Origin of the sequence: Mucilaginibacter sp. KACC 22773 (assembly GCF_028736215.1) — a bacterium.
Lineage (GTDB): Bacteria > Bacteroidota > Bacteroidia > Sphingobacteriales > Sphingobacteriaceae > Mucilaginibacter.
On record NZ_CP117883.1, the window covers coordinates 264,265 to 278,140 of the forward strand.

Below are 13,876 nucleotides of genomic sequence, written 5' to 3' on the forward strand. Positions count from 1 at the left end.
ACCATTGCGCAATAAGAAAAACTATTTATCTATTTTTGTGCCATGAGTTACATCACTGGTTCCGCAAAACTGGAGGAAATTATTACTATTAACGATTACCTCCAATATCCCATTTGGATAAATACATTTAACGAGGGCGGAATCGACGACCAGCAATGTTATCAGCGCCCGGTTATTAGCACTACGAATGCGACTGCCGATATGGTTGATCCTTTTATCACTTTAAAAATAAAAGATACGGCTTACTATGCTACTGCCCAATATTATTTCCCAACTCAAATGTTAACTAAAATAGCGGTATGGGCGGCGGATGGCTGGGCTGTTGTTGAGGATATACCCGGATTGGAATCTCCGATACTAATGGTTGCTGTGCCAACGATTGATGGGGCAACAAACGTTACTTTTGAAGTTAATATTGAATTGGATTACGGTGTTCGGGTTTGATAGATTTCCACAGAAGTTCAGTCGCCGGTAAATTTAGTCTTTAAATCTAAAAGGGCTTTTGTTGGCTTAAAAAACAGCCCTTCAAAAGCTTGTCCTTGTTTAATCACCCTAAGGATTGATTTTAATGCGGCATATTCCCACTTGTTCCATAAATTTTTAAACCATGTACTTTTTATTGCAAATAATGCAATGCATTCGTTAGCCCACTCTTCTTTAAACCAAGGGTTTTCGCAGCCTATGTTTTTGATTAAGTTTTGGATCCTCATTTTAATTAATTCCTGCATTTCTTCGGTTAACCCACCATTTTCGTCAGAAGTTAATATTTCAAGCCCAAACTGTCTAAAAGTGGTTACCCACGAAATTGACTTCTTTTTCGAGTAACGTGTAATCTGCCCAGGCCATCCATCGTTGCTATAGGTTATTTTAAAATTATTTATCAAATGTTTTTTCAATTGTTCGGTGAAATCACATTCCAAATTTTGACCAAATTCGTAACCTTCAATAAAACTTACTATGCTGTTTTCGTCGGCAACCTTGATAAACATGCGCGGCCGCAGTATAAAGTTTAATAAATTAAGTTTATAGCGATTTGTAAGCATTGTAATTGTTAATGTCGCTATTATGATTAGCGTTTAGCATAAATTCTTAAGGAGGTTTTTTCCTGGAGTCCCCATTTGTTCTTTTGGGCACCAAACATAAAGTTTTTGTGAAAAAACGTTATTGGTTGCTAAAGCCCTCCTAATCGCTATAAATTGGAATAGGTTTTCAATTAAACAAATAGTTCTCGTTTCTAAAGATATCTAAAACAATTGATAAAACCGGGTACAGCTCGCTACCCTCCCCCGTTAGCGATAGGCGCGGATACCGGCCTCGCGCCTAATGCCTGTGCCGTATGAGCAGATAGCGCGGGCCGCAGGCAACGGCATAAAAGGATCGAACACCCGCATCCAATTGTCACATTCCCTTTGCATTTGCAAGCTTTTGATGTTTGAAGATATATATTCATTACATTGACAGCATACACGTATAGATATTTATTGTAACCAATATTGTATTTAAACGTTTAATTTAATTAAATAATTTAACCCGAAGCTAATGCGGCACGGAGCTTTACGGATAGCCCTTATTTACATCATTATCAGTTTGCTCTGGATCACTTTTGGCGATCGTTTGCTTTTCCAACTGCAGGATAATTTTACCCGCGAACAGGTTTTACTTATTAGCAGCGCCAAGGGGTATTTTTTTGTACTTGCCAGCGGTTTGTTTTTATACTACCTGATAAAAAGGAACGACAAGCAACTTCTGCAACGGGAAAGCCAGTATCGCAATATGTACGAGGCTAACCCGGTGCCTATGTGGATATATGACGAGGCTCTTAATATAGTTTCGGTTAATGATGCCGCCGTTAGCACATACGGCTACACCAGGGCCGAGTTTTTAACAAAAAGCATCCTGGACATCAGCCCGCCCGAAGATGCTGAAAAGGCTATTGAATCGGCCAGAAACTTATCGCCTAACCTGAATTTAAGCGGCACCTGGCGGCATATTAAAAAGGATGGGAGTGTTATACAGGTAAGTATTACATCGCATAAAATAACTTTCAACAACAGCCCAAATGTGCTGGTGATGGTACGGGACATGACCGAACAGCTATTATTTGAGCAGCGGTTGGAGAAAATAAACCAGGAGATTTTAAACAAGAAACGAAATTTAAGAGAAACGCAGCTGATATCAAAAGTGGGCGGCTGGGAATACTTTCCTGATACCCGTAAGCTGCTATGGTCGGATGAGTTGTACGCACTTACCGGTATTAGTAAGGATGATGAGCGGGAACCCTTTGATATTTACCTGGAGCATATTTTTCCGGAAGACAGGCCGATGATGATTGCCGGGCTTAACGATTTAATGACCAATGGCAAAACCCTGGATGTTACTCACCGCACCAAAGTGCTAAACGGCGAAACCCGGTATATGCGGCAATTGGCCCGTTTAGAAAGCGTACCGGGCATGACACTGAAAGTAATTGGTTCGATGCAGGACATTACCGAACTTAAGGAGCTGGAGGTTGAAAAAAACAGGCATTTAAGCAACCTTGAAAATACCCTGAACAGTATTAGTGATGCCTTTTTTGCGTTAGACTATAACATGTGCATTACCCGTATTAACCAGGCTTTTGAAGACATTGTTAACGGGAGATTTACCAAAATTGTTGGCGAAAGTATTTTTACGCTGTTCCCCAAAGAGAGGAACCGTATGTATCCTTATTATCAAAAAGCGCTGGAAGAGCGTGTAATTGTACGGATGGAAGAGTATTCGATGGTGCTAAACAAATGGATCAGGCTGGCCGCCTACCCAACGGATGACGGCGTGGCAGTTTATTTTTCGGACATAACCGAAAATAAATTGAAAGATATTAAGCTTAAAGAAGCCGTAGAGCGGTATGAACTGTTGGCGCAGGCTACCAAAGATGTGATTTATGATTTAAATATACCTGCCGACACCATTGTTTACAATGCCAGCCTAACCCAGCTTATTGATGTTTCTTATGAGCAAATAACCTATAACCTGGAGTGGTGGCGCAGTTTGATCCATCCCGATGATGTTGCCGAAGTAGTAACAAGCCAGCAAAAAATTAAAAACGAAGGTAAAACCAACTGGGCTTGCGAGTACCGTATAAATTGCGGCAATGGCATATATAAGTATATTATGGACCAGGGATACTTTATTTATAACGAACAAAAGGAACCTGTAAGGCTGATAGGCGTTATTAAGGATATTAACGATTTAAAACAATCTATCCAGGAAAATAAACGGCAGAATGAATTTTTAAAAGAGGTGGCCTGGCTAAGCTCGCATGAGATAAGGCGACCGGTTGCTACCATGCTGGGGCTGATGTACCTGGTAGATATAGCCGACAGTAATGACGAGAAAGAAGAAGCATTTGAATTGCTGAAAGTTACTATCAACGAGATGGACGGCATCGTTCACCTGATTCACAACAAAATTAATGATGCTGTTGATTTATCGTAACAGATTATAACAGGCCCGGGGCCTTTATGCAATAAAAAATCCCCCGGCAATTAAGCCGCGGGGATTCAATCAACGAAACCTATAACAAAGTTTTTGTATTACTGTCGCGTCAACGATAAATTGACGGATAGTCTTTAGCCCAAAGTCTTAAGTTCTAAGCCAAAAAAAATTCAACTTTAGACTTACGACTTAGTACTGTTGACTTAACACTACCAGAACTTGGCATAAAGCATGGTAAGTAATAACAGCGTAACTATAATTAATGCCAGGGTTTGTTTATCAACCTTAAACATGGCACGCGGAATATCAAAAGCTTTAGGGTTTATTTTAGGTCCGGCCAGGCTGATGATAACCATCACAATAATGGTAAACATGAACGATAAGCCCATACAAATCAGGAATGGAATTTCCCAGCCACCTTTGCCATTAGGGAAGGCGGTGTACAGGAACGTTTCGTGACCAAACAAAGCCGGCGCATAGTTATTAAACAGTACCGACATAGCAAAACCTGTCAGGATACCCGCAATAGCTGCCGCACCAGTAGTACGTTTCCAGAAGAAACCCAAAATGAATATGGCGAAGATACCCGGGCTGATAAAGCCGGTGTATTTTTGGATAAAGGTAAAACCACCTTCGCCGCCAATGCCTAAAAGATCTTTCCAGGTAAGGATGATGGAGAACACCAAAGCGGCTAAAATAGTGAGCTTGCCTACCCAAACCATCTTTTTCTCGTCGGCATCCTTAACCATGTGCTTCTTGTAAATATCCAGCGTAAAAATGGTAGATATACTGTTGGCTTTACCGGCCAGTGAAGCAACGATAGCCGCCGTAAGCGCCGCAACCGAAAGTCCTTTAAGCCCGGTAGGCAAAAAGCCCAATATAGCCGAGTACGCATTATCCGAATTGAAATGCCCGCCCGATGCCATTTCGTGTTGCAAGCCACCATTTTTGTATAATACATAAGCCGCAATACCCGGTATTACCACGATGATAGGCATAGCCAGTTTCATCAAACCGGCAAACAGGATGCCTGTACGTGCGGTTTTTATATCCGAGCCCAAAGCGCGTTGGGTAATGTACTGGTTACAACCCCAATAGTTCAGGTTCACAATCCATTGGCCTGCAAAGTACATGGCAATGCCCGGCAGCGCCAGGTATTTGGTAATTTCGGCCTGTGGCGCTCCTGGCTTTGGTTTAGCCATCATCATTTTAAAATGCTCCGGCGAATCCTTGAACATCATTTTTAAACCGGCTATAGCATCTTTGCCTAAACCAAAATGCTCGCTCACCAGCGTTAAAGCTATGTAAGTAGTAGCCAGGCCGCCTATTACAAGCACCAATACCTGTATTACATCGGTAAAGCCAATAACCTTCATACCGCCAAGGGTGATGAATAAGGCAAACACAGCCAGCGCAATGATGATGTTGTGCATCGAGCTGATGTCGCCGCCTATCAGGTTATTAATGGCCAGTGCGCCCAGGTATAATATACTGGTAAGGTTAACAAACACGTATAAAAACAGCCAGAAGATGGCCATAATAAAGCTCACCGTTTCGTTATACCGCGTATGTAAAAACTGCGGCATCGTGAAAATCTTGTTCTTCAGGTATACCGGGATAAACCATACGGCTACTATAATGAGCGCTATTGCTGCCACCCACTCGTAAGCTGCCACAGCTAAACCAACCGCGAAACCTTGTCCGCTGGTGCCGATAAATTGCTCGGCCGAAATGTTGGATGCAATAAGCGAGGCTCCGATGGCCCACCAGGTAAGCGAACCCTCGGCCAAAAAGAAATCATGACTCGCCGATATGCTGGCCTTTTTTTTGCGGCTGTACACCCAGTAACCATAACTGGATACCACAATAAAATAGATCACGAATATGACGTAATCAATGGTTGAAAATTTGTTCATAAATTGGGTTTAAATTAGTTTTATTGTATTCGTTCTCTCTTTTGCTGTTATTTAAAAACGCACGACCGGAATCCCATCTTGGGTTGTGTGTTTGATTGTATTTATTTCAATTAATACGCATGTTATTAAAACACTTGTCATTGCTAAAACATTTGTCATTGCGAGCGCAGCGTGGCAACCTCGTAGTATGCACAGCGGCTCTGCACAGTTCGCGATTGCCGCGCTGCGCTCGCAATGACATAGTTTTATGTATTTATTTCTTCCGTCGTTATCCACCAATCCTCAAAAGTCTTAACTCTTGATTCTAATTTCTTGACTCTTTCCCCGGGCGTTGCCTTTGGCCCGGGCTATCCGCTCATACTGCACAGGCCTTAATCACGGGCCGGTATCCGCTGCTATCCCTAACGCGGAAACTTCGTTATAAATATGTCATTGCGAGCGTAGCGCGGCAACCTCGTTGCATGCACAGCGGATCTGCATAGTTCGCGATTGCCGCGCTACGCTCGCAATGACATGGTTGTTGTGAGGCTCTAAAGCCGACATGTCGTCCCTTTTTTTTCAGGATCATCCTGATATGTCCTCGCAATGACATCATTCGTTTTATCGCTCGTATAACACACCCCTGCTCCCACACTTTTCCATCCCACCCCCTCTCAAGAGGGGAACTAAAAAGAGCAATCCTGCGAATCAAAAGTCTCCCCTTTCAGGGGGAGATTTAGAGGGGGCTTCTTCTTCCTATTTATAAGCAACCTCGTTCCACAAAATCTCATTCCTGAATTGTGGTATGGTTGTGTCCTTGCCAATCCTTAAAAATTCAATGCCCGCCATATCAGCAAAATCCTGCATATGCTCGGCTGTTAAATTCTGGCTGTAAGCGGTATGGTGAGCGCCGCCGCCGTAAATCCAGGCTGCACAGCCGGTTTTCATGTCGGGCAGTGGTTTCCAAAGTACACGGGCTACAGGCAGGTTTGGCAGGTCTTCAACCGGTTCAACGGCTTCAACCTCGTTCACCAGCAGGCGGAAACGGTTGCCCATATCCACAATTGACGCGTTAAGCGCTGCGCCGCCGGCCACGTTAAATACCAAACGCGCAGGATCGGCCTTGCCGCCAATACCTAATGGGTGAACCTCTAAAGCGGCCTGGCCGTTTGCCAATGAAGCATCCACTTCCAGCATGTGCGATCCTAATACCAAAGCATTGTTAGGGTCAAAGTGATAGGTATAATCTTCCATGAAAGCGTTACCGCCCGGCAGGCCGGCGCCCATCACTTTAAATGCGCGTACCAGAGCAGCAGTTTTCCAATCGCCTTCGCCGGCAAAGCCAAAGCCATCGGCCATCAGGCGCTGGGCAGCAATACCTGGCAGCTGGATCATGCCGTGCAGGTCTTCAAACGTATCCGAGAAGCCTTTAAAGCCTCCGTCGACCAAAAATTTGCGTAAGCCCAACTCAATTTTAGCAGCATCATATACCGAATGATGTTTAGCGCCGCCTTTTTTAAGGTCATCGGCCATGGTGTAGGTAGCCTCATATTCTTCTATCAGTTCGCTAACCGATTCTTCGCTTATCGCGTTAATCACCGCAACCAGGTCGCCGATACCATAAGTATTTACCGAGAGGCCGAATTTTAATTCAGCCTCCACTTTATCGCCATCGGTAACGGCTACAAAGCGCATGTTATCGCCAAAGCGTACAAATTTGGCGCCTTGCCAGTCGTACCAGCCGGCAGCAGCGCGGGTCCAGGTTTCAATCTGGGCCAAAGCCTCAGGATCTTGCCAGTGGCCAACAACTACCTTACGGTTCATGCGCATACGCGATACCATGAAACCAAACTCGCGGTCGCCATGGGCGCTCTGGTTCAGGTTCATGAAATCCATGTCTATCGAGCTCCATGGAATATCGCGGTTATATTGGGTATGCAGGTGCAGCATCGGTTTTTTAAGAATGCTTAACCCGCGGATCCACATTTTGGCCGGGCTAAATGTGTGCATCCAGGTAATGATACCGATACAGTTTTCGGCCACGTTAGCAGCCTGCAGGGTTTCATAAATTTCTTCAGTCGATTTTACCACAGGTTTATATACCACGCGAACGGGGATGTTGCCGGCAGCATCAATGCCTGCAGCTATTTCCTGCGAATGTTCGGCAACTTTTTTCAGCGTTTCTTCCCCGTATAAGTTTTGGCTTCCTGTAATAAACCAAACTTCAAATTTTTTAAGATCGATCATTTTATAATTAGTGATTTATTGAATTAATGAATTATTGAGTCATTGTATTATTAAATTACTGCTTGATTAACTATTGAATTAAAAATTAAAATCGCGATACATGCTTGTTAATGGTTTTATATTCAATAATTCAGTCAATCAATAATTCAATAATTATTATTTTGCCGGCGATAACCTTAATAACGTCGCGCCGTGCAGGTTAATGTTTTGCTGGTAAGTTTTATTAAACTGGCCAACATCCTGTTTTTTCCACAGATCGCGCACCTTTACTTTGCCTTTAAGGCCCAGTGCAGCAAAATCAACCGCAACGCCTTTATTTACATCGCCAATGTTAAACAGGGCCACGTAAACATCTTTGCTGCCGGGGATGGTGGAATACCAAACCATGGCGCCATCTTTTTTATACAACTGTTTGGGATTGGCCCCTTTTTGGTTGGCTGCCAAAACCTCATCGTTGGTAAATAGCTTCAGTTCAAATTCCCGGTTCTCGGGCATGTTGCCGCCAATCATTAAAGGCGAGCGGAAAATGCTCCAAAAGGTCATGTGGGTAATTTCTTCATCCTGGGTAAAGCGGCTGTAGCGCTCCTGCCCAACAGGGCCGCGTTTACTTAGCTTGCCAATTTGTATCATATCGCAATCGGGCCAATGACCGGGGCCGCTTACGCCTTCCCAGCTTTTCGCATAATCAAACATGTGCAGTATCTCTTTCCAGTTATCCCAAAAATCATCTGCCATGCGCCACATATTGGCGTATTTGGTTGCGTGTGCCGCCTGGGCAACCGGAGTTTCGCCTGGCGAAAGGCTTAATACTATAGGCCTGCCACAATTTTGGATGGCTTTTTGGTAGCCTTCCACCTCGGCATTACTATAAGGGCGCGATAAGTCATCTACTTTAATAAAATCTACGCCCCATGAGGCATATAATTCTAAAATAGAGTTAAGATATTCCTGGGCACCGGGCTTTTTCATGTCCAGTCCGTACATGTGGTTCATCCAGGGGCATTTGCTGTTGGTATCGGCCACCATATCGGCAGTGATACCGTTGGTGCCTTTAACAGGTGATTTTGACCAGTATGCTTGTCTTGGGATACCACGCATTACGTGGATACCAAATTTTAGTCCTTTGGCGTGTACGTAATCGCTTAAAGGCTTAAAGCCATTGCCGCTAAAGGCCGAAGGGAATTTGGTAGGCTGTGGCGTTAAACGCCCCCATTTGTCCATAGTAAGCCAGGGCACGTAGGAGCCATCCTGCAAGCGTAATTGAAAGGGGTTACCAATATTGCTGCCCGGCGGGTTATCGTACGACCATAAAAAATCGACCACAATGTACTCCCAGCCATGTTGCTTCAGGTTTTGGGCCATATAATCGGTATTGGCCTTTACTTCATCCTCATGCACAGCCGAGCCGAAGCAGTTATAGCTGTTCCAACCCATAGGTGGCGTAGCAGCAACGGTTTGTGCCGATGATGCCTGTGCTCCAAGCAGACCGGCTGCCAGTATAATGATATAGCGTAATGATTTCATAATTATTGGCCGTAGTATGAGTTTGGTCCGTGTTTACGCTCAAAATGTTTTTTGATAAGCGAGTCCTTTAAACGTGGGGCCTGGTTATTAATTTGCTCGGTTAAGTAGGCCATTTGGGCAACAGCTTCTAAAACGGCGCTGTTATAAACGGCTTTATGTGCTGTTTTGCCCCAGGTAAATGGCGCATGGTTGCCTACTAACACCATTTCTACTTCGTTATAATCCAGGCCAGCGGCTGTAAAATGATCCATGATCTGGAAGCCAGTTTGGTGTTCATAGTCACCCTCAATCATTTCATCGCTCATCGGCGGCGCGCAGGGGATATCGGCTGTCAGGTGGTCGGCATGTGTGGTGCCGAAGATAGGAATGTCACGCTGTGATTGCGCCCAGGCAGTGCCATAAGTGGAGTGTGTATGTACAATACCCCCAATGTTTGGCCAGTGTTTATACAGTACCGCATGCGTTTTGGTATCCGACGACGGGCGCAGGTCGCCCTCTAAAGTAACCCCATCAAAATCAACGATCACCATTTTCTCTGGCGAAAGATCTTCATAAGGCACACCGCTTGGTTTTATAGCAAAAACGCCCAGTTCCCTATCCACAGCGCTTACGTTGCCAAAGGTGAAAAGCACCAGCCCCAATTTGGGCAGCTGCATATTGGCTTCATAAGCCGCTTGTTTTATGTGTTGATACTTACTCATGCCAAAACAGAATTATCTTTAACGCCCTGGGTGGCTTTTGCAGCTATTTGCTGCGCGATAAAACTGCCCAAGGTTTTGTATTTATTGTAACGGGCCAGGTATAAGGCCTCTTTTTCTTTATTCGGATAATACTCTACATCAAATCCGCGGCCCATACCCTGCATGGCATCCTCAACCGTTGGATAAATGCCGGCAACAACAGCTGCAAACATGGCCGCGCCCAGTGCACAGGTATGTTTAAACTGGTGAATGCGGATAGGCATACCCAATACATCGGCCATCATCTGCATCACAAATGGCGATTTTTTGGCCACACCGCCGATCCCTATAATACCTTTAACCGGGATACCCTCGCTGATAAAACGCTCCACAATGCTTTTAGCCCCAAAGCAGGTAGCTTCGGCCAATGAGCGGAATACGCGCGGTGCATCGCTGCCCAGGCCTAAGCCGGTTATTGCGCCTTTTAATTCCTGGTTGGCATCCGGTGTACGGCGGCCGTTAAACCAATCGATAGATAATTCGTTATCAAAATCCAAAGGCAACAAATCGGCCTGGCGGCTTAATTCAGGGATGATCAGCTCGGCCATTTCGGCTTTTAACGCCTCGGCGGTGGCTGTATCAATAATGGCTGACTGCGATAATAGGTTATTTAAAGGCCATAAAAGCACATTTTTAAACCAGGCATAAGTGTCGCCAAAGGCCGACTGACCAGCTTCTAACCCTGTCATCCCAGGTATAACCGAGCCATTTACCTGTCCGCAAATACCGGCTACCAGTTTGCCTTCAACCTCAACAGATGGCGCAACCAAAATATCGCAGGTGGATGTACCCATTACTTTACTTAAATGGTATGGCTCAATCTGGCCGCCCACCGCGCCCATGTGCGCATCAAAAGCGCCGGTGCCGACGATAACATCGGTAGATAAGCCCAATTTTTCGGCCCATTCTGCGCTCAGTGTTCCTGCGGCTTCGTCGGCGGTGTAGGTATCTTTAAATAGTTTATCGGTAATGCCCGTCAATAGCGGATCAAGCGACGAGAAAAATTCGTCAGGCGGCAAACCGCCAAACTCCTCGGCCCATAAAGCTTTATGGCCGGCAGAGCAGCGGCCGCGCTTAATTTCTTTAACATCGGTACCTCCGGTTAACAAGAATGGGATCCAGTCGCAATGCTCTACCCAGGAGTGCAGGGCTTCGTGTACCTGGGCATCAACCCTTACAATATGCAGCAATTTGGCCCAAAACCACTCGGATGAGTAGATGCCGCCAACATATTTTAAATAATTGGTATCGAATTTTGTAGCATGTTCGTTTATCTGGGCGGCTTCCAATACCGAAGTATGGTCTTTCCATAAAATGAACATGGCGTTGGGGTTTTGCTCGAAACCCGTGGTTAAAGCTAATGGCGTACCTGTTTTATCAACAGCAATAGGGGTTGATCCTGTAGTATCTACCGATAAACCTTTCACTGCTTTGGCTACCTCGGCGCCGCCTGCCTTTGCAATACAATCTTTTATAGTAGTTTCTAATCCTTCTATATAGTCAAGAGGGTGTTGCCTGAACTGGTTTTCGGCTGGTTTGCAAAATAAACCTTGCTGCCAGCGCGGGTAATTGAATACAGATGAGGCTATTTCTTCGCCGTTGTGCGCGTTGATTAACACGGAGCGAACGGAGTCGGAACCATAGTCCACTCCAATCACAAATTGGTCTTCTCTCATATTGGTTAAATAATTCGTGTTGAAGTAACACTTATTTTTTTACAATAAAAAATTTTTATTAAAAAACATTTAAATTGTTACTGAAACAAGGGGCTTAAAAGCTTAGTTTAAAGTGTATCCGGGTTGGGAATAAAATTCATAAATGCCTGAAATTTAGCATAGTAATTTTGCATATTCAATTGATAATAGTATGCGCCGCGTTTTGAGCCGGCTTTATCTTTATCGTTTAGCTTAATGAGTAAACCTGTGGCCAAAACGCGTTTGCTAAAATTCCGTTTATCAATCTGGGTGTTAAAAACGCTCTCGTAAAGGGTTTGCAATTGCGGAATTGTAAACCTTGCCGGTAAAAGTTCAAACAAAATGGGGTGCATGGCGGCTTTGTACCTGATGCGTTTTTTGGCTGCCTCTACCATTTCCTGCTGATCGAAAATGAGTTTAGGTACGCGTTTTAGCGGGAACCAATCGGCGTGGTAATCTTTACTTAGCTGAATTTCATATTTATTGATATCTATTAATGCAAAGTAGGTAATTGACACGGTGCGTTCAATAGGATCGCGTTTTGTGCTGCCAAATGTGTGTAATTGCTCTAAATAGACGCCTTCGAGCCCGGTAAGCTGTTTTAAAATACGGTTGGCGGCCTGGTCAAGGCTTTCGGCAACCTGTACAAAACCACCCATCAAACTCCAGTTCCCCTTCTCGGGTTCGAAGCCCCTTTTTATCAGCAGAATTTTTAAAGTATCACCATCAAATCCAAATATAATGCAGTCAACTGCCAGTAAAAGTCGCGTTTGTTTCGAATATTTTTGCATGTGATGGGGTAAAAAAAAGCGCCAAATGTAATTTTTTTGACCGCTAAAAATCTAAATATAATGCCATTTTACTGGCAAAACAGCTTTAAAATTGATTTAGCAGGCTTTATTGGTGTTTGGCTTACACCAATAAAAGTAAAAATATTTTAATTGTTTTTTTCACAATTAAATAAATTTTATTCTACCTTAGATTTTGATTAGGGTGGCCAATTGCCCCAATCACAAAACCAAACACCAAATTATAACCAGTTAAACCGCTCAAAAACTTCAAAGAAGTTTAAAAAAGCGACAAAAACTTTCAGGAATTATGCAAAAAGTATACAAAAAACAGTACTTATTTTACAGCTTCGCGTTATCGCTATTGGTAAGCTGCAGTGGCCCGGCCGAAAAAAAGGAAGCAGCGGCAGATTCTACATCAACAGTAGCCGCCGCGGCACCTGATGCCAAAAACTTTGAGGCTACTATAAACGGCAAGGCTGTTAAGCTTTACACATTAAAAAACAACAAAGGCGCCAGCGTAGCCATCACCAATTATGGCGGCCGCGTTGTAAGCCTGCTGGTACCCGATAATAAAGCAGCTTTAACCGATGTGGTTTTGGGCTATGATAGCGTAAAAACTTACCAAAAGCCTAAAGAACCATTTTTTGGCGCCATTATAGGCCGTTATGGTAACCGCATAGGCAAAGGAAAATTTAGCCTTGACGGCAAAGCTTACCAACTGGATATAAACGATGGTGTTAATACCCTGCATGGCGGCTTTAAAGGGTTTTATGCACAGGTGTTTGATGCCGCGCAACCAAACGACAGTACCCTTAACCTTACTTATGTATCTAAAGACGGTGAAGGCGGTTACCCCGGCACGCTTACAAGTAAAGTAACATACACCTTAACAGCTGATAACGCGCTTAAGATAGAATATACGGCTACAACAGATAAAACTACCATAGTGAACCTCACCAACCACGCCTATTTTAACCTGAACGGCGAGGGCGACTCTACTATTTTAGATAACATAGTGAAAATTGATGCCGACAACATAACACCGGTTGATACCACACTGATCCCGACAGGGAAATTGCAGCCGGTAAAAGGCACGCCTTTTGATTTTACTACTGCAAAAGCCATTGGTGCCAACATAAACGATAAGGACGACCAACTGAAAAATGGTAAAGGCTACGATCATAACTTCGCGCTTAATAAGCATGATATCACCAAATCTATAGCTACTGTAAGCAGCCCAAAAACAGGTATTGTGATGGACATATATACCGACGAACCGGGCCTGCAGTTTTATAGCGGTAACTTTTTAACCGGTGCAACCAAAGACGGTAAAGGCGGTAAATCTTACCCGCACCGTTCGGCATTTTGCATGGAGACGCAGCATTTTCCTGATGCGCCAAACCAGCCTGCGTTTGCATCAACCGTGTTAAAGCCTGGGCAAACTTATCATACTACAACCATTTACAAATTCAGTAATAAGTAGGCCTTGTTTAATTAGTGTTATCGTTTGA

At 44.1% G+C, this 13,876-nt stretch carries 11 protein-coding genes; 3 read left to right on the forward strand and 8 right to left on the reverse strand.

The features are described from left to right. Positions 1–42 precede the first annotated feature (42 nt). A complete protein-coding gene (locus PQ469_RS01125; protein WP_274211341.1) occupies positions 43–444 on the forward strand; it encodes a hypothetical protein in 402 nt (133 codons plus the stop codon). A 17-nt stretch (positions 445–461) separates the two neighbouring features. Here the strand turns inward: PQ469_RS01125 and PQ469_RS01130 are convergent, their stop codons facing one another. Together PQ469_RS01130 and PQ469_RS01135 are read right to left on the reverse strand one after the other, a co-directional pair. Beyond that, complete coding sequence (locus tag PQ469_RS01130) at positions 462–989, reverse strand: hypothetical protein (RefSeq protein WP_274211342.1); 528 nt, start codon at positions 987–989, stop codon at positions 462–464. A 300-nt stretch (positions 990–1,289) separates the two neighbouring features. Continuing rightward, a complete protein-coding gene (locus PQ469_RS01135) occupies positions 1,290–1,415 on the reverse strand; it encodes a hypothetical protein (protein WP_274211343.1) in 126 nt (41 codons plus the stop codon). Between the two features lie 124 nt (positions 1,416–1,539). On the opposite strand from PQ469_RS01135, the gene PQ469_RS01140 reads away from it, so the two are divergent. Beyond that, complete coding sequence (locus tag PQ469_RS01140; protein ID WP_274211344.1) at positions 1,540–3,474, forward strand: PAS domain-containing protein; 1,935 nt, start codon at positions 1,540–1,542, stop codon at positions 3,472–3,474. Positions 3,475–3,683: 209 nt separating this feature from the next. Here PQ469_RS01140 and PQ469_RS01145 read toward each other — a convergent pair whose 3' ends face one another. The 6 genes from PQ469_RS01145 to PQ469_RS01170 all read right to left on the reverse strand — a co-directional run bounded on the left by PQ469_RS01145 (position 3,684) and on the right by PQ469_RS01170 (position 12,365). Continuing rightward, entirely contained in the window at positions 3,684–5,390 is a 1,707-nt protein-coding gene (locus PQ469_RS01145; RefSeq protein WP_274211345.1) for a sodium:solute symporter family transporter, read from the reverse strand. Positions 5,391–6,125: 735 nt separating this feature from the next. Continuing rightward, a complete protein-coding gene (gene araA, locus PQ469_RS01150) occupies positions 6,126–7,616 on the reverse strand; it encodes an L-arabinose isomerase (RefSeq protein ID WP_274211346.1) in 1,491 nt (496 codons plus the stop codon). A gap of 156 nt (positions 7,617–7,772) precedes the next feature. After that, positions 7,773–9,140, reverse strand: coding sequence for a glycoside hydrolase family 27 protein (locus PQ469_RS01155; protein ID WP_274211347.1), 1,368 nt, complete (start codon positions 9,138–9,140; stop codon positions 7,773–7,775). 2 nt (positions 9,141–9,142) lie between these two features. Beyond that, complete coding sequence (locus PQ469_RS01160; protein WP_274211348.1) at positions 9,143–9,841, reverse strand: L-ribulose-5-phosphate 4-epimerase; 699 nt, start codon at positions 9,839–9,841, stop codon at positions 9,143–9,145. Continuing rightward, complete coding sequence (locus PQ469_RS01165) at positions 9,838–11,556, reverse strand: ribulokinase (RefSeq protein ID WP_274211349.1); 1,719 nt, start codon at positions 11,554–11,556, stop codon at positions 9,838–9,840. The genes PQ469_RS01160 and PQ469_RS01165 overlap by 4 nt, the downstream gene beginning before the upstream one ends. 107 nt (positions 11,557–11,663) lie before the next feature. Beyond that, positions 11,664–12,365, reverse strand: a complete 702-nt coding sequence (locus tag PQ469_RS01170) for an NUDIX hydrolase (RefSeq protein ID WP_274211350.1) — start codon at positions 12,363–12,365, stop codon at positions 11,664–11,666. 307 nt (positions 12,366–12,672) lie between these two features. Here PQ469_RS01170 and PQ469_RS01175 point away from each other — a divergent pair, with 307 nt between their 5' ends. Continuing rightward, entirely contained in the window at positions 12,673–13,848 is a 1,176-nt protein-coding gene (locus PQ469_RS01175; RefSeq protein WP_274211351.1) for an aldose epimerase family protein, read from the forward strand. The last annotated feature ends 28 nt before the right edge of the window (positions 13,849–13,876 follow it).

What these genes read in the sequence shown, in the direction of transcription:
- PQ469_RS01125 (WP_274211341.1), top strand. Translation starts at nt 43, where the DNA reads ATGAGTTACATCACTGGTTCCGCAAAACTGGAGGAAATTATTACTATT.
- PQ469_RS01130 (WP_274211342.1), bottom strand. Translation starts at nt 989, where the DNA reads ATGTTTATCAAGGTTGCCGACGAAAACAGCATAGTAAGTTTTATTGAA.
- PQ469_RS01135 (WP_274211343.1), bottom strand. Translation starts at nt 1,415, where the DNA reads ATGCAAAGGGAATGTGACAATTGGATGCGGGTGTTCGATCCTTTTATG.
- PQ469_RS01140 (WP_274211344.1), top strand. Translation starts at nt 1,540, where the DNA reads ATGCGGCACGGAGCTTTACGGATAGCCCTTATTTACATCATTATCAGT.
- PQ469_RS01145 (WP_274211345.1), bottom strand. Translation starts at nt 5,390, where the DNA reads ATGAACAAATTTTCAACCATTGATTACGTCATATTCGTGATCTATTTT.
- araA (WP_274211346.1), bottom strand. Translation starts at nt 7,616, where the DNA reads ATGATCGATCTTAAAAAATTTGAAGTTTGGTTTATTACAGGAAGCCAA.
- PQ469_RS01155 (WP_274211347.1), bottom strand. Translation starts at nt 9,140, where the DNA reads ATGAAATCATTACGCTATATCATTATACTGGCAGCCGGTCTGCTTGGA.
- PQ469_RS01160 (WP_274211348.1), bottom strand. Translation starts at nt 9,841, where the DNA reads ATGAGTAAGTATCAACACATAAAACAAGCGGCTTATGAAGCCAATATG.
- PQ469_RS01165 (WP_274211349.1), bottom strand. Translation starts at nt 11,556, where the DNA reads ATGAGAGAAGACCAATTTGTGATTGGAGTGGACTATGGTTCCGACTCC.
- PQ469_RS01170 (WP_274211350.1), bottom strand. Translation starts at nt 12,365, where the DNA reads ATGCAAAAATATTCGAAACAAACGCGACTTTTACTGGCAGTTGACTGC.
- PQ469_RS01175 (WP_274211351.1), top strand. Translation starts at nt 12,673, where the DNA reads ATGCAAAAAGTATACAAAAAACAGTACTTATTTTACAGCTTCGCGTTA.